This window comes from Anaerolineales bacterium, from assembly GCA_019637805.1.
Taxonomy (GTDB): domain Bacteria; phylum Chloroflexota; class Anaerolineae; order Anaerolineales; family UBA11579; genus JAMCZK01.
Window position 1 is genome coordinate 586,910 of sequence record JAHBVB010000002.1, and the last position, 18,437, is coordinate 605,346.

Consider the following 18,437-nt stretch of genomic DNA (forward strand, 5'->3'; position numbering starts at 1 on the left):
CGTTCCGATGCCAGCGCGGCTTAGCCGGCCCAGTTGACTTGCAGCACGACCCAGTAGGCAGCGGCCATCATGCCCAGGCCCAGCGCAGTCATGAAAATGCCTACGCCAGCGGCCGTGCGCACCAGGGTCGAAACCGTGTCCAGCAGGGCGGTGGCGTTGCTGACCAGGGCGGAGACATCTTCGGCGATGCCCTTCTGGACCATCTTGGTGGCCGTGTTGCTGATGTTCTTGATGTCTTTGTTCATGGTGCGGGTCAGCAGCACGAACAAACCAATGGTGAGCGTGCACATGCCCAGAAAGAACATGGCGGCGCCCATGACCAGCAGCGTATCGGTTTGGGTGATTTCGTACATCGTCATTCTCCTGTCAAAGGTTTGCCTGCAGAAGCAGACAAATGCCTAGTTGCAAGATGCATGCCTAAATTTGCTTTCGGCGGCAAGCACAGGAAGGATTGACGTAAGTTACGCTTGAAGCTACAATTTGGACCGAAACGTCTCCGGCTGGAGGCGTTTTTGGCGGATGGCGGCAGTGGTTGCCCCTGAAGCTTAGTGTGCAACCGGCAACCGTGCCGGACCTGTCGGGACGAAGGTAACCGATCTCGGTGAGAGGCGTCCCCAAGGAAGGTTTTTGATGGAAGATTTTTATGTAAAGGCCACTCGGCGCACATTGACTGGCAAGAAGGTCAGCCAGCTGCGCACCCAAGGCAAAACCCCGGCGATCATCTACGGGCGTACTGTGGAAAAGCCGATTGCGATCACACTGGACCGCTTGGATCTGGCCAAGGTGCTGCGCAAGGCGAGCTATTCCAGCTTGATCACGATTGATCTGGAAGGCGAGAAGTACAGCGCACTAGTGCGTGACTTCCAGATGGATAAGATCCTGGGCGACTTGACCCATGTGGATTTCCTGGCTGTCTCCCTCACGGACAAGGTGCGTACGGAAGTGCGCATCATCCTGGAAGGCAAAGCCCCAGTGGTCAGCAACCTGAATGGTATGCTGGTGACTGGCTTGGAATCGGTGGAAGTAGAGAGCCTGCCCCAGGACCTGCCGGATCACTTTGTGGTCGATGTGTCCACCCTGGTGGAATACGGCGATACGATCTTTGTACGCGACCTGGTGGCCCCGGCAAACGTCGAAATTCTGACCGACCCGGACGAGCTGATCGTGGTGAGCGCTGCCCCGGCAGTCGAAGAAACCAGCAGAAGCGAAGGCCTGGCCCCGGCCGCAGAAGCCGAGAAATCCGAAGAGTAAGTCTGTTAGTCTGAAAAAGAGCCCGCCAATTAGGCGGGCTCTTTTTGTTCACGACCCCAACGCGTCGAGGAAATTCAGTGTGATGCGGGCAGTCAGCCCCCAAAGCAATTCGCGGTCATATTCGGTGAAGTAGACCACGTTGAGTGTATGCCCATCCGGCGCGATGCGCTGGCGTTCTTCACGGTTGGCCGGGTCTGCCAGCCAGGCCAGCGGGATGGTGAAAGCGCGCTGCACCTCACTGCCTTGCAGATGCAGCTCAAAGGGCCAGGGGATCACGCCCACAACCGGGGTGACCCGGTAGTTGCTGATCGTGATGAATTCCTCCATGTGGCCCAGCAGGCGCACGCCGCTGGGTTCCAGGCCGATCTCTTCCTGAGCCTCGCGCAGCGCGGCTTGTTCGGGTTGAGTTTCATGCGGATCCAGGCGGCCGCCGGGGAAGGCCACCTGACCGCTGTGCATGTCGCCCTGCACCTGGGCGCGCAAAATGTAAAGCAGGTGCCATTCGTCATTTTGGCGCAGGAGCGGGATGAGCACCGCCGCGGGACGCGGCTCGGTTTCGCCGTGCAGCTCGCGATAGGGGCTGATATACGGGTCGGCGGCGCGCGTCGCCAAGCGCTGGCGGATGGTGTCTTCGCTGAGGTTATGCATCGGGCAACACCAGGATGCTGGCGCAGTAACTGCATTGGCTGGCCTGGCCGCGCCGAACCGGCAGCGGGCTCAGGCTGGCGTTGGCTCCGCAGTAGGGGCAGGTCTGGGCCGGTGGGGCTGCGTCGCCAGCGGGTTGCTGCGCCAGCCAAGTTGCAAGCTCTTTTACGGCTTCAGGGGCGGCTTCGCCTTCTTGCGCATCCTGCAAGTAGCGTTGGCCCTGGCTGTGCAGCAGCGGCCCGCGCTCCTGGGCCGAGAGCAGTTCCAGGCCGCGGCGGGCCTGAGCCAGCGAAGCCGCCGCATCGCCCGCCAAGAGCAGGGCATGGGCGGCCTGCAAATGCAGCATCGGGGCCGGGTAGACAATGCCGAGGTCGTGGGCTTTGACAGCGATGTCTGTGAAGATTTCCGCGGCGCGGCGGTGCTCTCCGAGGGTCAGCAGGTGATTGGCATGGTGCAGCTCGCGCTGGATGCGCGGATTGAGGGCGCGTCCCGGCAGCATGCGGCGAGGGTTTTTGTCTTGCTGCGGGCGGCCAAATGGGCCGGGACGTTCGTAGCGTTTGCGCATCAGTCCTCTGCCTCATTTTGGCCGGCGACCAACTTGCGGGCGAAGATGAGGAAACCGGTGTGGCCGGTCATATTGTCCACGGGTCGCAGGCGGGCGGCGATGGGTTGGTAATAGCGGTGCAAGATCTCTGAAACTTCCAGAAAGCCGAAATCGTGCTGTTTCAGCGCCGTGATCAGCAGGCTGACCTGGTTGGTGGTGGGCAGCAGGCTGCCAAAGAAGCCGCCGGACTGCAGGGCGGCGCGCACCTGGGCCAGATAATCCTCCGGGTTGGGCAGATCCAGGAAGACGGCTTGCAGGTCCTGTTCGCCAAACCCATCGGCGGCGTCGCCCACTTGAAAGGTGACGCGTTGGGCCAGACCAAGCTGTTCCAGGTTCCTGCGGGCCGCCGCCTGGGTCTCGGCGCGGCGTTCGTAGCTGAAGACATGGCCCTGGTCGCCCACGGCGTGGGCCAAAGCGGCGGTCAGCGCGCCCGAGCCGGTGCCGGCTTCCAATACGCGACTGCCCGGACCGATGCCGAGACTGAGCAATGTGTAGCCGATGTCCTTGGGGTAGACCACTTGAGTGACGCGCTCTATGTCGCGGAGAACATCGTCCAGCGCCGGCTGCAAGAGGATGAAGTGCTTGCCCAAGTGGCTGAAGACACGGCTGCCCCATTCCTGGCCGATCAGATCGTCGTGGGCCAGAATGCCGTGCATGGTTTCGATGCGGCCGCCGGGAGCAAGCTGGGCAGTCATGGTTTGGCCGCGCGGGCCGAGCAAATGGGCCAGGTCGCCGGCCTGGGCGTGGCTATGACGGGTGGCCATGCTAATAGCCCGGCTGGATCACGAAGAGCCAGTAGCCCAGGAACAAGGCGCCCAGCCCTCCCAGCACGCCTAAGCCGGCATAGAGTGGGCCGATCTGGAAAAGGCCGAGATCGAATTGGGCGGCCAGGCTGTGGCCGACCCAAAAGCCGCCCCAGGCCAGGCCCAGATAGAGCAGCAACCGGCCCAGGCTGCCGCCGCGCCAGAGATGGAAGGCGGCGCCCAGCAGAGTGGCCAAGGTAGCGCCAAGGAGAAATGAAGGCAGTGTCATTCGACGGCGACAGCGATCGGGCTGACGGGATGGGTTTGAGGTGATGGCTGGGCGATTAGGCCGCCGCCCAACACTTCCCCTTTAACGTAAAAGACCGCAGCCTGACCCGGCGTAATGTCGCGCAGGGGCTGGGCAAAGTCCACTTGGGCGCCGCCGTCTAGCAACGGAGTAACCCAGCCGGCGGCTTTGCGGGCACTGTAACGTATCTTGACCTCGGCTTCGAAGGGTGTTTGCGGCGCCATGCCGGACAGCCAGTTCACTGGGCCAGTCAACAGGCTGCGGCCGCCAAGCTCATCCTCAGAGCCGACCACCAGCGTGTTGCTGGCGATGTGCTTGGCGAGCACGTACAGCGGTTGGGCGGCGGGGATGCCCAGCCCCTTGCGCTGGCCGATGGTGTAGTGGGCCAGGCCGGTGTGCTCGCCGAGCTTGTGGCCGGCGCGGTCGGTGATCGGGCCGGGCTGGCTCAGCTGCGGCTGGTGGCGCCCTAAGAAGTCCCGGTAATCCTGGCCGGCCAGGAAGCATAGATCCTGGCTTTCCTTGGATGTGGCCGCCGGCAGGTTGAGATCGGCGGCGATTTGGCGTACTTCGGTTTTGGGCATGTCTCCCAAGGGAAAGAGGGCATGCTTGAGCTTGGCCTGGTTGAGCACATGCAGCACATAGGACTGGTCTTTGTGCTGGTCTACCGCCTCGAACAGACGCACTGGCTCTCCGGGTTGGCGCTGCAGCCGTACATAGTGCCCAGTGGCCAGGTAATCGGCGCCCAGCGCCAGGGCGCGTTCCAGCAGGAACTCCCAGCGGATCTGGCGGTTGCAGGCCAGGCAGGGGTTGGGTGTGCCGCCGGCGGCATAGCCGTCCAGAAAGGATTGCACCACGATGTTGCGAAAGCTTTCCTGGGCATTGACGGCGTAAAAGGGGATGCCAAGCTGGCCGGCGACGCGGCGGGCGATGGCCATCGATTCCGGCGTACAGCAGCGGTTGCTGGCTTCGCGGCCGGGCTCAGACCACAGGCGCAGCATCATGCCGCTGACCTGGTAGCCCTGCTGCTGGAGCAGGGCGGCCACCACGGAGCTGTCCACCCCGCCGCTCATGGCCACGACGACTTTGCCTTTGCTCATGCCAACTCCAGCTGGCGGGCACGGGCCACTAGCGCCGGCAGAACGGACAGCAGGGCTTGCACCTGCTCTGGCGTGCTCTCCCTGCCTAAAGTGACGCGCAGCGAACCCAGCGCCCACTGTGGTGTGAGACCCAGGGCCAGCAGCACCTGGCTAGGCTCCGGGTTGGCGGTCTTGCAGGCCGAGCCGGAGGAGCAGGCGAAACCGGCGTCATCCAGCAGCATCAGCAGCGCGTTGCCGTCCACGCCTTCGAATACGAAGCTGGCATGGTTGGCCATGCGCTCCCTGGGGTGCCCGGTGAGCTGGGCATCAGGGATGGCGTTGAGTACGCCCTGAATAAGTTCATCTTGCAGCGGCCGCAGCCGCTGGCCTTGTTCTTCCATCTCGTTTTTGGTCAGTTCCAGAGCCTTGGCCATGCCGACGATGAGCGGCACGTTGAGGGTGCCGGCGCGGCGGCCTTCTTCATGGCTGCCGCCGATTTGCTGCGGCAGGAGCGGCGTGCCCTGGCGCACATACAAGACGCCGGTGCCTTTGGGTCCGTAAAATTTGTGGGCGCTGATCGAGAGCAGGTCGACTTGCAGGCCGCTGACATCGATGGGCAGGTGGGCTGCCGCCTGCACCGCATCGCTGTGCAGCGGGACACCGCGTTCGCGGCAAATCGCCCCGATCTCGGCCAGCGGATTGAGGCTGCCGATCTCGTTGTTGCCCAGGATCACGGAGACCAGGGCCGTTTCCGGACGCAGGCGACGGGCAACATCCGCCGGGTCGACGCGCCCAAAGCCATCCACCGGCAGCCATTCCAGTTCAAAGTCGAATTGTTCCGCCAAAGCGCGCGCCGTTTTGGCGACGGCGTCGTGCTCCACTGGGCTGACCAGCAGATGGCGGGCACCGCGCTGCTGGCGGGCGGCAAGAGCTGCGCCGCGCAGGGCCAGGTTGTTGCTCTCGGTGCCGCCGGAGGTGAAGACCAGCTCGTGCGAGGCACAATGCAGGTGCGCGGCCAAGTTGGCCCGGGCTGCTTCCACGGCGGCCTCGGCGCGCTGGCCATAACCGTGCACCGAGGCGGGGTTGCCATAGTCTTCATTGAAATAGGGCAACATGGCCTGCAGGACGCGGGGGTCCAGCGGTGTGGTGGCGGCGTGGTCCAGGTAGGCCCATTGACGAGCGGACATGCTGGCGATTATAGCGCGTTCATCAAATCGGCTTTTTCTCGGAGTTCCGCCTCTGAAATGAGATAATCAGGCCTGTCCGCACCCCTTAAAATGTCGGGTGGGGATTGCTGTTATAATCGCTTTGTACTAATTATCACATTGTATTGCGCGCTCAAAAAAGGAAATCATGGCCAAAGATATCATTTTCGGAACTGACGGTTGGCGAGGGGAGATCGCCCGGGACTACACCTTCGCTACCTTACAGCGGGCGGCCCAGGGTTTTGCCACATACATGAAGCAGCAGGGCAAGGCAGAGGTGGGCGTGGTGGTGGGCCATGACAAGCGTTTCCACTCTGAGAATTTCGCCGCGGCCGTGGCTGAAGTGTTGGCTGGCAACGGGGTGCGAGTCTATTTGACGCAGGAAGCTACGCCAACCCCGGTGATTTCTTTTGCGGTGGTCTCTCTGAAAGCGGGCGGCGCGGTCAACATTACCGCTTCGCACAATCCGCCCACCGATAACGGCTTTAAGGTGCGCGATGAGACCGGTGGGGCGATTGACCCTGAAGGCCTAGCTCAAATCGAGGCGGCCATCCCGGAGAGTGCAGATGGCGTGCAACGCATGCCGCTGCAGGAAGCGCTAGACGCCGGCCTGGTGACCATCTTTGATGCAGCGCCTGCCTACATTGAACATCTCAAGGATCTAATTGATCTGCAGCCTATCAAAGATGCCGGCCTGACGGTCATGGTAGACGCCATGTGGGGCAACGGCGCCGGCTGGTTCCCGCGCCTGTTGGAAGGTGGCAAGACCCGCGTCCTCGAGATCCATAACGAGCGCAACCCAATCTTCCCCGAGATGCTGCGTCCCGAGCCGATCCGTCCGAATGTCGACGCGGGTCTGAAGGCTACCGTGGACAACAATGCTGATGTGCTGCTGATCACCGATGGCGACGCCGACCGTGTGGGTCTGGGCGATGAGAATGGCGTGTTTATTGACCAGCTGCGTGCTTTTGGCTTGCTGGCCTATTACCTGCTGGAAGTGCGCGGCGAGCGCGGCGATATTGTCAAGACGCTCTCCACCACGACCATGCTGAACAAACTGGGCAAGATCTATGACGTGCCAGTGCATGAGACTGGTGTGGGCTTCAAGTTTGTGGCCCCCAAATTCTCCGAGACCAATGCGCTGATCGGCGGCGAAGAGTCCGGCGGCTATGCTTTCCGCGGCAACGTACCTGAGCGTGACGGCATTTTGGGCGGGCTCTATTTTCTGGATCTGATGGTCAAGACCGGCAAGAAACCCAGCGAGCTGGTGGAATGGCTGTTTGAGAAGGTCGGCGCGCACTATTACGACCGCATCGACACCTTGTTCAGCGGCGACCGCGCCGCCCGCGAAGAGATCATCCTCAACGCCGATCCTGAAACGATCGGCGGCCTGAAAGTGACCGGCCTGGAAACTGTGGACGGCTTCAAATTTAACCTGGAAGATGGCGGTTGGCTGTTGATCCGCTTCTCTGGCACCGAGCCCAAACTGCGTGTGTACACGGAAACCACCCATGAGGACAAACTTCAGGCCATTTTGCAAGACGGCCTGAAGGTCGCTGGGTTGGCTTAAGCTGCTGTGCTGGTCGACACGCACTGCCATCTCGATTTCGAAGCCTTTGACGATGACCGTGAAACGGTCATCGCAGCGGCGCAGGCAGCCGGCGTGACCAGGATGTTGAACCCCGGGGTGGACTTGCAAAACAGCGCGGCCGTGGCCGCGCTGGCTGCGTCTCAACCTGGGGTGTACGCCGCGGTAGGTGTGCACCCCAACGACAGCGCGAGCTGGGACGATAGCAGCCCCGGCCGCTTGGCCGAGCTGGCGGGCCGCCCGAAGGTTGTGGCGATTGGCGAGATCGGCCTGGATTATTATTGGGACAAGGCCCCCAAGCCGCAGCAGCACAAAGTGCTGCAGGCGCAGTTGGCGCTGGCGGCAGAGCTGGGGCTGCCGGTGATCATTCACAATCGGGAAGCCAGCCAGGATGTCTTGGCGATCTTGCTGGAATGGCAGGCTGGGCTGGCTGCAGCGGGTTCACCGCTGGCAGAACGCCCGGGCGTTTTGCACTCCTTTTCTGGCGACCGACATATGGCGGAAAAGGCAGTGGCTGCCGCCTTTTTTGTGGGGCTGACTGGCCCTTTGACCTTCAAAAAGGCCACAGAGTTGCAAACCCTGGCGGCCGAGCTGCCCTTGGAGAAACTGTTGGTCGAGACTGACAGCCCTTTCCTTTCCCCACACCCGCGGCGCGGCCAGCGCAACCATCCGGCGCAGGTGTGCTTGGTGGCCGAGAAATTGGCCGAACTGCGCGGATTACCTTTTGAGCAAGTGGCCCAGGCCACGACGGCGAATGCCGAACGACTTTTTCGTTTTGAGGCTGCATGACCACGCTGACTTTCCAAACCCAAATTCAGGATCTGCTGCTAGAGGTGGAGGCGCGCATGCGCGCCCAGGGCGACGGCTATCATCCGATTTTGAAGGAGGCGCTGGACCAGCTGCTGGGGTCCGGCGGCAAACGCGTGCGGCCTACGGTGGTGCTGTTGGTCAGCGGCATGTTGGGGGTGGATGATTACCGTAGTACCAGCCTGGCGGCAGCGGTGGAACTGTTGCATACGGCCACACTGGTGCACGATGATTTGATTGATGATTCAAAACTGCGCCGCGGCCAGCCGACGATCAACTCCACCCTAAGCACACCTGCCACAATCTTGACCGGTGACTTTCTCTTTTCGCAGTCAGCCGGCTTGGGGGCCCAGGTCGGCTCGCCGGAAGTGATGCACTTCTTCGCTCAAACCCTGTCCACGATCGTCAATGGCGAGATCGCCCAGATCTTCCAGCGCAACGCATTGACCGACCGCGATATCTACCAGGAGCGCATTTACGCCAAGACCGCCTCAATGTTTGAGCTGGCCGCCAAGGCGCCTAGCGTGCTGGTTGAGGGCCACCGGCATCACCTGGAGCCGCTGCGGGCTTACGGCTACGGCATCGGCATGGCTTTCCAGATGGTGGACGATATTTTGGACTTCTCTTCCAGCGCCGATGACCTGGGCAAACCTGCCGCCAGTGATCTGCGCTTGGGCCTGGTGACGCTGCCTTCTTTGTATTGGCTCGAAGCCAATCCGGGCGATGGGCGCCTGGCCACGCTGCAAGCGGGTCAGCGCCTACCCGAGGCCGAGCTGGATGCGCTGGTGGATGACATCCGCCACAGCGAAGCGATGCAGCTCGCCAATCGGGAAGCCAAGCAGCACGTGCAAGACGCCAAGGATATGCTGGAGGGCTTGCCGGATCGCCCGGAGCGCGACGCGCTGCTGCAGCTGGCTGACTATGTGGTCGAGCGTTTAAACTAACTCGACTTGGTGTACACTATCCGCAATTCGTCTTTTTAACACAGGAGTAACCATGAGCATTCAGAAAACCCTCAATGAACGTATTCAGGCTTGGAACTTGTTGAGCCATCCGTTTTATCAGGCGTGGGAGTCCGGCGACCTTCCCGTGGAAGCCTTGCAGACCTATGCGGCCGAGTATGGCGCCTTTATCCACCATATTCCGGCGGGCTGGGAAGTGCAGGGCGATGCCGAAACCACACAAGAAGAGCATGAGCACGCTGAGCTGTGGGATGCTTTCGCCGCGGGTCTGGCGACCCGTGTGGGTGAGGCCAAGCTGCCCGCCACCGCTGAACTGATCGCCACCGCCAAGCGCTTGTTCGCCAAGCCGGCCACGGCGCTGGGTGCGCTGTATGCCTTTGAGGTGCAGCAGCCCGCTACCGCCAAGAGCAAGCTGGAGGGCCTGCGTGCTCATTACAGCCTGCCGGCCACGGTGGAGCCGTACTTCGAAGTACACTCCCACAACGAACACGAGGCCGAAAAGCTGTTGGCCCGCATGGCGGTCCTTTCGGTGGAAGAGCAAGCTGAGGCGGCTGAAGCCTGCGAGCAGATGGCCACCGCGCTGTGGAATGCGCTGACCGACATTTACGACACGCACTGCGAGATGTAATGGTCGCTAGCAATCGGTCCATGCCGGCCAGCACGGTGATCCCCGTGTTGAGTTATCCGGATGTGTCCGAGGCAGTGATCTGGTTGTGCAAGGCTTTCGGGTTCACCCTGCGCTGGCAGGCTGGCGATCATCGTGCCCAATTGAACATTGGCCAGGATGGCGCACTCGCCATCGCACAAGGCGCCGGTGGAAGTGAAGGACATTCGGTAATGGTGCGCATCGAAGATGTCGATTCCCATTATCAGAGCGTCAAAGCCTTCGGCGCTGAGATCTTGGCCGAGCCAGCAGACTATGCGTACGGTGAGCGACAATACACCGTGAAGGATGTGGCTGGGCACGTCTGGACGTTTCCCAAACGGTGGCCGATAAGGCACCGGAGGACTGGGGCGGCACATCCAGCAACTTATGAATAAAACAACGGCGAGGCCAACAGCTTCGCCGTTGTTTTTTATTGCAGTTTGTGTGTCCTGTAAATATGGAACGGTTTTCTGGACATTTGCCACTGCTGCGGAACAGCCCGCTTGGTGAAAATAAGTGTAGCTAAAACCAAGGAGGCTGACATGATCAACGAGAAGGTAATGGATTGGATGTCCCGGACTGTCCTGACGATAAACGCTGACCAGACCCTGCCTGAAGCCCATGCGCTGATGAAGGAATACAATGTGCGTCGTTTGCCTGTGTTGGAGCAGGGCCGTCTGGTAGGGATTGTGACCCTAGGCGATCTGCGTGAGGCCAGCCCTTCGGATGCCACGTCACTGAGCATCTTTGAGCTGAACTACCTGCTCGCCCGTCTGACCATGCAAGACATCATGACGCGCGATCCGCTGACTGTGGCACCAAACACCCGGCTGGCCGAAGCCGCCAAGCTGATGCTGCATCACAAGGTGGGGGGGCTGCCCGTAATGGAAGGTGGCTCGCTGGTGGGCATCATCACCGAGACCGACATTTTCCGGGCTTACGTACATCTGGCTGAAGAGCCAGCCAGCGAAGTGGCTGCCTAAAGCATTTTGGCGGCTACTCAGCCGCCAAAATGGCTTGGTCGCTGCTCCAAAAGACGTTCTCTTCTCCTACTTCTTCCACCAAGCCAGCGCGCTCGAACATGGCGCGCACACTTGGGTTAAGCCCGGCAAACATAAGCTGGCCGCCTTTGGCGCCCAACTTCTCGTGCAGTTGGCGCAAGGCTTCGATCCCGGCCGTGTCCACCAGGGGCACTCCGCGCATCGAGAGAATAAGCGTGCGCACTGGGCTGAGGTCGGCCAAGGCTTCATTGAAGCTGCCCATGGCGGCGAAGAATAGTGGGCCGGTGATGAAGGCCACATACATGCCTTCGCAATCCGTGCGCGGCTGCAGGCCGCGGGCGCGCAGCTTGCTGGGGTCCACCGGGCTGACTTCGACCTCGAGGTGGGCAATGCGGTTGAGGAAGATCGCCCCGACCATGAAGGTGCCGATGAGAATGGCCTGGGTCAGGTCCAGGCTGATGGTGGCCAGCATGGTAATGGCGAAGGCGGCCATGTCTGTTTTGAAGCGCTTGTTGAACATGAAGCGAATGGCGGACCACTCGTTCATGCGCCAGGCCGTCACCATCAGCACTCCGGCCAGGGCCGCCAGCGGGATGCGTGCCATGATGGGTGCCAACAGGAACATGGACAGCAGCAAGCCGATGGCGTGGATGATGCTGACCAGGCGGGTTTGCCCGCCGGACTTGATGCCGACGCTGGAACGAGCGATGGCGGCCGTGGCGGGCACGCCGCCGAAGAAGGGGATCAGCATATTGCCAACGCCCTGGGCGACCAGCTCCTGGTTGGCCTGCAAGCGGATGCCGGTCATGTTGGAGGCCACCGCGCCGCACAGCAGGGATTCGATGGCCCCAAGGGCGGTGATGGTTAACGTAGGGGCCACGAACTCCGGCAGGCGACTCCAGTCGAAAGCCAGTGGATTGAAACGATCCTGCAGCAGCAAAGTTTGCGGAATTTCGCCGATCTGGGCCACGTCTGGATTAAGCAGCACAACGATCAGGGTGGCCAGGATGATGCCGAGCAGCGAAGAGGGAAAGCGGGCGCTGATCCTCTTGGGCAGCAACAGCATGGCGCCAACCACCACCAGCCCCAGGGCAAGAGCAGTCCAGTCGGGAGCCAGACTGACCTGGGTGTAGCCGATCAGCTTTTGCAGCGCAGTTTCTGTGGCGGGAGTGGTGATGCCGAGGAAATTGTCTATCTGGCCGATGAAAATGATCAGGGCGATGCCGGACGTAAAGCCGGTGATCACCGGGGCGGGGATAAAGGCGATGAAGCGACCGAGCTTGAACAGGCCGATCAGCAGGAGCAGCAGACCGGAGAGCAGCCCGGCCACCCATATCCCTTCCAGCCCGTAACGGGCGACCAGCACGATCAGCACCGCGCTCATAGCGCCGGTAGGTCCGCTGATCTGATAGGGCGCGCCGGAGAGCGCGCCGATGATCAGCCCGGCCAGGATAGCGGTGACCAGGCCTGCCGCGGCGGTGGAGCCGGAGGCGACGCCGAAAGCCAGCGCCAGCGGCAGAGCCACTGCCGCCACGGTGAGACCCGCCAAGAGGTCTTGCTGAAACTTGGCGAGAGAATAATTGTTAAATTCGTCTTGATAGAGTCTTTTTAGACTGCGCCGCGGCATGCTGTTCTCCTCGGGTTGGGCGCTTAAGCGTCCGAGCTCGAAGCCGCACTATATCATGAGGCATGTTTTCTGGCGCGGTGAAATCTACCACTTCTCCCAGTGCACGACTTCATCCAGCTTCTTGCGGCCGCCCACCAGTGGGCGGAAATGGAGACCGCGCTTGTCCGCCGGGTAGCCAAAGGAGATCGCCATCAGGATCTGCCATTCGCGGGGAATGCCCAGCAGGTCGTAGCCCTTATCGGCTTTGTACAGAGTGGCCAGGCAGGAGGCGACGCCCAACTCCCAGGCGGCCAGCTGCATGTAGGCTGCCGCTTGGCCGGCGTCGAACAGCGCCCCGTAGAATTCTTCCGGCGGGGGTGTAAGGATCAGCACGCCCAGGGCGGCGCCTGCCAAATGCCCGGCGAACATGCCGTATTTGGAGACTTTCTTGAGCGTGGCTTTGTCCTGCACGGCCAGGAACTGCCAGCTCTGGCGGTTCTTGGAGCTTTGAGCGCGGCGGCCGGCGTTGAGGATGGCCAGCACTTCGGATTCTTTGAGCGCTTCCTGGCGGAACTCGCGCACGGCGCGCTTGGTGCGGATGGCTTCGGATACGTTCATTTTGTTCCCTTCATGCGACCTGAGGCAGCACTTGCTTGGCGATAGTTTCCAGGCCGGCGATGTCGTCCTGGTCCAGCCACTGCAGCATGACGCGCTGGCAGCCGGCTTCTTTGAAGGCCGCCAGCTGCTCGACGACTTGGGCGGGTTCGCCAAGCAGACGGCCCTGGGCGCGCAGCTCGTCCTGGCTGCGGCCCGCCGCCTCCGCCTGCTGCTTGGCGCGACCTGCGCCCAGGTGCAGGCTGGTCATTAGGCTGCGGCGCAGGTCGTCGGGTCGGCGGCCGTGCTCGCTCAGGTATTCGTCGAGCACCTGGCAGCGCTGGCGGTATTGGTCGGCGGGCAGAAAGACGCCGTTCCATTCGTCGGCGTATTGGGCGGCCAGCCGCAGCGTGCGCTGGATGCCGTTGCCGCCCACCAGGATGGCCGGCCCGCCCGGTCGCAGTGGGCGGGGCAGCAGGATGGCCTGGTTGAGTTGGTAGAACTCGCCCGCGTAATTAACGGGCACATCGCTGCTGAGCAGCAGTGTGACCACTTGCAAACCTTCTTCAAAGCGCTGCATGCGTTCAGTGAGGTCGAGCAGATCCAGGCCGAACATGGTGTGTTCGCGTTCCTGCCAGCCGGCCCCCAGTCCGAGCTGCAGGCGGCCGCCGGAGAGGTCGTCTACCCCGGCGGCCATGCGGGCGGTGATGCTGGGGTGGCGGAAGGAGAACGGCGAGACCAGCGGACCGAATTGGATGCGCTGCGTGTGGCTGGCCAGGTAAGTGAGCGAGACCCACAGTTCCAGCGAGTCCTTTTCTGGCGGCCGGGCATTGGTGTAATGGTCGGAACGGTAGAGGCCGGCGAAGCCGAAGTCTTCGGCGGCCGCCGCCAGGCGCTTCCAACGCTCCCAGGTCAGGCCGTCCTGGCCTTCGATCATGATGGCGAGTTCCATGCTATTACTCCTCCTACAGGTTCCAGAGACGGCGCACCTGGTCGAAGACAGGCAGCCAGCCGTCGTTTTCGGGGTCAGGGCCGGGGCCGAGCGGGTCGCGGATCTCTTCGCCCAGCAATGCCTGTACGGCGCACAGGCTGCTGGCGGCCAGGCCGTCCAGGTCATAGCCGCCCTCGAGGATCAGGGCGATGCGGCCGCCGCAGTGCTGGCTGGCCCAGCGCTGCAGGCTGTGCACGGCGGCCCCATAGCCCGCGGCGCTGACGCGCAGTTCCGCCAGCGGGTCTTGCCAGTGGGCATCCAGCCCCAGGCTGACCAACAGCATCTCGGGTTGGAAGCGGTCCAACAGGCTGGGCACGATCTCGTCATAGGCGACCCGGAAAGCTGCATCCCCGGATCCGGGGGGCAGCGGCAGGTTCACTGTAAAGCCATCGCCCGGGCCGCGGCCGCGCTCGTCCAGCGAGCCGCTGCCGGGATAGAGCGGTATCTGGTGGCTGGAGATGAAGAGCACGTCCTCGCGTTCGTAGAAAATGTCTTGTGTGCCGTTGCCGTGATGCACGTCCAGATCGATGATCGCCAGGCGTTGGGCGCCCTGGTGCTGCAATAGGTGCTGGGCGGCCAGGGCGATGTTGTTGAGGATGCAGAAGCCCATCGCCCGCTCAGGGGTGGCGTGGTGGCCAGGCGGGCGGGTGAGCGCCAAGCCGCCCGCTGCCTCACGCCGCCAGACCGCCGCAGCCAGCGCGGCAGCCGCGCCGGCGGTGCGCAGCGCCAGCGGCCAGCTGGCCGGGTTGAGGTAAGTGTCCTCATCGAAGGGGCGGTGGTGTTGGGCGTATTCTGGCAGGCTGGCCAACAGGTGCGGGGTGTGAATGGCGGTCAGCACGGACGGGTCGAGTTCGATGGGTGACAGCAGCGACCCGCGGGCCCAATAGCCGGCGGCCTGCAGCGCGGCCTGCAGGGCTTCAATACGTTCGGGCCGCTCAGCATGGCCGGGTTGGTGGTGGGCCTGGTGGCCTTCGGGATAGGTGAAGGCGATGGGGTGCATGGCTTGATTATACGGGACTGAGTGGGCGCAAATCGTTGGCGGAGTGCGCTGGACTATAATGCCCGCATGGCAGAAGCAACCCTTGATTTCTTTTGTTCAATTGAATCGCAAGAGGCACAAGAAGACCTGGCGGGCAGTGCCCCGCGGGCGGATGTGTGGTTCTTGCTGGAGTACAACGGCAAATGGGGCAAGGCGGCACTTAAAGAGAGCCCCATCCCTGAGGACGTTAAGATCCATTTAGATGCCATGCTGGCCACCGTGCCCAAGTCGCGTTTGCTTCTGATCAAGAACCGTCAGGCGCGCCAGGGCATCGCCTTTTTCGCCGCTTTGGCCGCCGAAGACCCGCCCGCTCTGTACGAGTTCAGCCTGGAGAGCTACCGCGACCTGCTGGCGCTGGATCTGGCGGCGCTGGCTGAACTAGACCCGGCTTTTGATGCGCAGCGCAGCAAGCAGACCTTGTTCGTGGTGTGCACGAATGGCCTGCGCGACCGCTGCTGCGCGGTGCATGGCCTGGTTGCCTATCAGGCCTTGGCGGCAGAGGTCCCGGGGCAGGTGTGGGAGAGCACGCATCACGGTGGGCACCGCTTCGCGGCCAATCTGCTGCAAATGCCGCAGGGACTGTCTTACGGGCGGCTGGGGGCCGAACCAGCGCGGGCCTTGCTGGCTGCCGCCGGGCGCGGCGAACTACTGCTGGAGCATTTGCGCGGCCGCTCACGTTTTGGTGAGCCGCAGCAGGCGGCCGAGATCCTGCTGCGGCGCCTGCTGAACGTGGCCGCAGACGAGGGGCTGACCTTTGTGGACAGCCAGGAGCTGGGGCCGAACCGTTGGAAGATGCATTTCAGCCAGCAAGGGCAGCCGCATGTGGTCACCGTGCAGCGCAGTGAGACCGGACGACAAGTACACCTGTCTTGTGGCGACGAAGCTACCGGGCCGGTGGTGCAATATACTTTGGTGTAGTTTATCTATCAGGAGAGATGCATGAACGCTTTGCTCAAGAAACTCAATATTGCGGAAGTCAACCCTGGCGCCAGTTTTGGCGCCGATCATTGGATCACGGATGCCAAGGGCAGCGAGCTGGTCTCGTACAACCCGGCCACCGGTGAGCCGATCGCCAAGGTGATCCAGGCCACTCCGGCCTCGTATGACCAGGTGGTGGCGGCCTCTCAGGCGGCCTTCGAGCGCTGGCGCAATGTGCCGGCGCCGAAGCGCGGCCAGGTGGTGCGTGATCTGGGCGAAGCCGTGCGCCAGCTGAAAGAGCCGTTGGGCGAACTGGTCTCGCTGGAGATGGGCAAGATCCGCGCCGAGGGTTTGGGCGAAGTGCAGGAGATGATCGACATCTGCGAGTTCGCCCTGGGGCTGAGCCGCCAGCTGTACGGCCTGACAATGCACAGCGAGCGCGCCAGCCACCGCATGTACGAGCAGTGGCATCCGTTGGGGCCGGTGGGCGTGATCACGGCTTTCAACTTCCCGATCGCGGTCTGGTCGTGGAACTCGACCCTGGCCAGTGTGTGCGGTGACACGGTGATCTGGAAGCCGTCTGAGCTGGCGCCGCTGACCGCCATCGCCACCCAGCACATCTGCAACCAGGTGATGGCGGACCATGGGCTGAGCGGCGTGTTCAGCCTGGTGATCGGCACCGGCCAGGAAGTCGGCGAGCTGATGATCAACGACCCACGCGTGCCGCTGGTTTCCTTCACCGGCTCGACCAAGGTCGGCCGGCACGTCTCGCAGACGGTGGCAGGGCGCTTTGGCAAGACCCTGCTGGAACTGGGCGGCAACAACGCCATCATCGTGGCCGAGGACGCCAACCTGGATCTGGCGGTGCGCGGCATTCTGTTTGGCGCGGTGGGCACGGCCGGGCAGCGCTGCACCAGCACGCGGCGCATCCTGGCGCACAAGAGCGTGGTGGACGAGTTGACCGCCCGCCTGGTGAAAGCCTATGGCCAGGTGCAGATCGGTGATCCGCTGGAAGACGGCACCCTGATGGGGCCGCTGGTGACAGATGTGGCTGTGGAGAAAATGGAAGCCGCGCTGCAGCAGGCGCAGGCGGAGGGCGGCACGGTGCTGACCGGCGGCAAGCGGGTGGACGGCCCCGGCAACTTCGTGGAGCCGACCATCGTGCGTATGCCGGCGCAAAGCGGCGTGGTGAAGGAAGAGACCTTTGCCCCGGTGCTGTACATTTTGGACTATGAGGATATTGATGAGGCGCTGCGCATTCACAATGATGTGCCGCAAGGCCTGAGCAGCGCCATCTTCACCGACAGCATGCAGACCGCCGAGCGCTTCCTGTCGGCGATGGGCAGCGACTGCGGTATCGCCAACGTCAACATCGGCACCTCCGGCGCCGAGATCGGCGGGGCGTTTGGCGGCGAGAAGGAGACCGGCGGCGGCCGCGAGAGCGGCAGCGACGCCTGGCGGGCCTACATGCGCCGCCAGACCAACACGATCAACTGGGGCCGGGATCTGCCGCTGGCCCAGGGCATCAAGTTCGGCGAGGATTAGCCGAGGGGTTAATGCATACAAAAGAGGCCAAGCATTTGCCTGGCCTCTTTATTTTTTTTATTGGACAGCCTGGGTTTTCATCAGCTCGCGGTAGGCCTGCAGCAGTTGCGTGACTTGCGAAGTGTGCTGCTGGCGGCGGTCTGGTTGGCGGCTTTCCGGCCGGGCGACCAGGTTGACCAAGGCGCTCTGCAGGCGTTGTGCGGCGGCGGTCTGGGGGTGGTTGCGGTGGGTATGTTTGGGTGACATGTTCTGCCTCCGGTCTAGGATAGCCACAGTATATAGAACATGCGTGCTATTGTCAAGAAGCAGGAATATCAATTCTCGCCAAAAATGACAAGCAACTAGGGGAGATTGATCGGAACAATATTCTGGGTAGACCTCGCGTGCTATTGCATCGGTTTGGCCTGTCCACTCTACGTCCATCGTGTCGCTCTGAGCTGGCAACGCAGTTGCCTGCGCAGAGCTTTCGGTGCGTGATTGAAAGAGAACAGGCTGGCTGATTAAGTACTTGCGCATCAGCATGCGGGGTTTCTCTTTTAGCACCACGAAACTTCTTCGCCAGGCAGCTGCACTGCCGGCTCAGTATGACACTGTTGGCAGTAGCTGTCAGCAGTCTGGATCTATGGCTAAGATTTCAGATTGCTTCGTCCGCTACGCCGTAATGCCTATTCATGCATCACGGCGTGTGCTCCTCGCAATGACGGGTGTTTTCGCCCAAACTAGGCTATAATCCTGCCCGTTCGGGGCGTGTTGCGAATGGCTTCGCCACTCGCGTTGGAGTTCGCAAAGCAGCGAACTCCACTTTGTAAGCTATAATTCTTTTCTTCGGGGCGTGGCGCAGTCCGGTAGCGCACTTGCATGGGGTGCAAGGGGTCGGAGGTTCGAATCCTCTCGCCCCGACCAAAAAGA

At 62.2% G+C, this 18,437-nt stretch carries 21 protein-coding genes and 1 tRNA gene; 10 read left to right on the forward strand and 12 right to left on the reverse strand.

Annotated features, from left to right (window positions below; all coding sequences use genetic code 11):
* Positions 1 to 20: 20 nt before the first annotated feature.
* Entirely contained in the window at positions 21 to 359 is a 339-nt protein-coding gene (locus KF885_08535; protein ID MBX3049204.1) for a hypothetical protein, read from the reverse strand.
* Positions 360 to 630: 271 nt separating this feature from the next.
* Here KF885_08535 and KF885_08540 point away from each other — a divergent pair, with 271 nt between their 5' ends.
* A complete protein-coding gene (locus tag KF885_08540; protein MBX3049205.1) occupies positions 631 to 1,251 on the forward strand; it encodes a 50S ribosomal protein L25 in 621 nt (206 codons plus the stop codon).
* Positions 1,252 to 1,299: 48 nt separating this feature from the next.
* Here KF885_08540 and KF885_08545 read toward each other — a convergent pair whose 3' ends face one another.
* From KF885_08545 to KF885_08570, 6 genes are read right to left on the reverse strand one after another with little or no spacing between them, the layout of a single operon-like run.
* Positions 1,300 to 1,899 carry a CoA pyrophosphatase gene (locus tag KF885_08545; protein ID MBX3049206.1) on the reverse strand — a complete coding sequence of 200 codons (600 nt, stop codon included), beginning with the start codon at positions 1,897 to 1,899 and terminating at the stop codon, positions 1,300 to 1,302.
* Positions 1,892 to 2,461 (reverse strand): hypothetical protein, encoded by a 570-nt coding sequence (locus KF885_08550; protein MBX3049207.1) that lies wholly within the window; start codon positions 2,459 to 2,461, stop codon positions 1,892 to 1,894. The genes KF885_08545 and KF885_08550 overlap by 8 nt, the downstream gene beginning before the upstream one ends.
* Positions 2,461 to 3,264: a tRNA (adenine-N1)-methyltransferase gene (locus KF885_08555; GenBank protein ID MBX3049208.1), complete on the reverse strand. Its 804-nt coding sequence runs from the start codon at positions 3,262 to 3,264 to the stop codon at positions 2,461 to 2,463. Before KF885_08555 ends, KF885_08550 begins: the two co-directional genes overlap by 1 nt.
* Position 3,265: 1 nt before the next feature.
* Entirely contained in the window at positions 3,266 to 3,499 is a 234-nt protein-coding gene (locus KF885_08560) for a hypothetical protein (GenBank protein ID MBX3049209.1), read from the reverse strand.
* Positions 3,500 to 3,528: 29 nt separating this feature from the next.
* Positions 3,529 to 4,647 (reverse strand): tRNA 2-thiouridine(34) synthase MnmA, encoded by a 1,119-nt coding sequence (gene mnmA / locus KF885_08565; protein MBX3049210.1) that lies wholly within the window; start codon positions 4,645 to 4,647, stop codon positions 3,529 to 3,531.
* On the reverse strand, positions 4,644 to 5,813 hold the full coding sequence (locus KF885_08570) for a cysteine desulfurase (protein MBX3049211.1): 1,170 nt from the start codon (positions 5,811 to 5,813) through the stop codon (positions 4,644 to 4,646). The genes mnmA and KF885_08570 overlap by 4 nt, the downstream gene beginning before the upstream one ends.
* Positions 5,814 to 5,979: 166 nt before the next feature.
* On the opposite strand from KF885_08570, the gene KF885_08575 reads away from it, so the two are divergent.
* From KF885_08575 to KF885_08600, 6 genes are all read left to right on the forward strand, one after another.
* Positions 5,980 to 7,401 carry a phosphoglucomutase/phosphomannomutase family protein gene (locus KF885_08575; protein MBX3049212.1) on the forward strand — a complete coding sequence of 474 codons (1,422 nt, stop codon included), beginning with the start codon at positions 5,980 to 5,982 and terminating at the stop codon, positions 7,399 to 7,401.
* A gap of 6 nt (positions 7,402 to 7,407) precedes the next feature.
* Positions 7,408 to 8,208, forward strand: a complete 801-nt coding sequence (locus tag KF885_08580; protein ID MBX3049213.1) for a TatD family hydrolase — start codon at positions 7,408 to 7,410, stop codon at positions 8,206 to 8,208.
* The gene (locus KF885_08585) at positions 8,205 to 9,170 is read left to right on the forward strand and encodes a polyprenyl synthetase family protein (protein ID MBX3049214.1); all 966 of its coding nucleotides are present in this window, start codon (positions 8,205 to 8,207) and stop codon (positions 9,168 to 9,170) included. Before KF885_08580 ends, KF885_08585 begins: the two co-directional genes overlap by 4 nt.
* A gap of 52 nt (positions 9,171 to 9,222) precedes the next feature.
* A complete protein-coding gene (locus tag KF885_08590) occupies positions 9,223 to 9,816 on the forward strand; it encodes an iron-containing redox enzyme family protein (protein MBX3049215.1) in 594 nt (197 codons plus the stop codon).
* 20 nt (positions 9,817 to 9,836) lie between these two features.
* A complete protein-coding gene (locus tag KF885_08595) occupies positions 9,837 to 10,229 on the forward strand; it encodes a VOC family protein (protein MBX3049216.1) in 393 nt (130 codons plus the stop codon).
* A gap of 147 nt (positions 10,230 to 10,376) precedes the next feature.
* Complete coding sequence (locus tag KF885_08600; GenBank protein MBX3049217.1) at positions 10,377 to 10,817, forward strand: CBS domain-containing protein; 441 nt, start codon at positions 10,377 to 10,379, stop codon at positions 10,815 to 10,817.
* 13 nt (positions 10,818 to 10,830) lie between these two features.
* Here KF885_08600 and KF885_08605 read toward each other — a convergent pair whose 3' ends face one another.
* The 4 genes from KF885_08605 to KF885_08620 all read right to left on the reverse strand — a co-directional run bounded on the left by KF885_08605 (position 10,831) and on the right by KF885_08620 (position 15,026).
* A complete protein-coding gene (locus KF885_08605) occupies positions 10,831 to 12,462 on the reverse strand; it encodes a SulP family inorganic anion transporter (GenBank protein MBX3049218.1) in 1,632 nt (543 codons plus the stop codon).
* 84 nt (positions 12,463 to 12,546) lie between these two features.
* Positions 12,547 to 13,059, reverse strand: coding sequence for a nitroreductase family protein (locus KF885_08610; GenBank protein MBX3049219.1), 513 nt, complete (start codon positions 13,057 to 13,059; stop codon positions 12,547 to 12,549).
* Positions 13,060 to 13,069: 10 nt separating this feature from the next.
* Entirely contained in the window at positions 13,070 to 13,987 is a 918-nt protein-coding gene (locus tag KF885_08615) for an LLM class F420-dependent oxidoreductase (GenBank protein MBX3049220.1), read from the reverse strand.
* A 13-nt stretch (positions 13,988 to 14,000) separates the two neighbouring features.
* Complete coding sequence (locus tag KF885_08620; GenBank protein ID MBX3049221.1) at positions 14,001 to 15,026, reverse strand: histone deacetylase; 1,026 nt, start codon at positions 15,024 to 15,026, stop codon at positions 14,001 to 14,003.
* Between the two features lie 66 nt (positions 15,027 to 15,092).
* On the opposite strand from KF885_08620, the gene KF885_08625 reads away from it, so the two are divergent.
* Both KF885_08625 and KF885_08630 read left to right on the forward strand, forming a co-directional pair.
* Complete coding sequence (locus KF885_08625; protein ID MBX3049222.1) at positions 15,093 to 15,983, forward strand: hypothetical protein; 891 nt, start codon at positions 15,093 to 15,095, stop codon at positions 15,981 to 15,983.
* 21 nt (positions 15,984 to 16,004) lie between these two features.
* Complete coding sequence (locus tag KF885_08630; protein ID MBX3049223.1) at positions 16,005 to 17,528, forward strand: aldehyde dehydrogenase family protein; 1,524 nt, start codon at positions 16,005 to 16,007, stop codon at positions 17,526 to 17,528.
* A gap of 57 nt (positions 17,529 to 17,585) precedes the next feature.
* Here KF885_08630 and KF885_08635 read toward each other — a convergent pair whose 3' ends face one another.
* Positions 17,586 to 17,774, reverse strand: a complete 189-nt coding sequence (locus tag KF885_08635; protein ID MBX3049224.1) for a hypothetical protein — start codon at positions 17,772 to 17,774, stop codon at positions 17,586 to 17,588.
* A 580-nt stretch (positions 17,775 to 18,354) separates the two neighbouring features.
* Here KF885_08635 and KF885_08640 point away from each other — a divergent pair.
* Positions 18,355 to 18,431 (forward strand) — tRNA-Pro (locus KF885_08640).
* Positions 18,432 to 18,437: the final 6 nt, after the last annotated feature.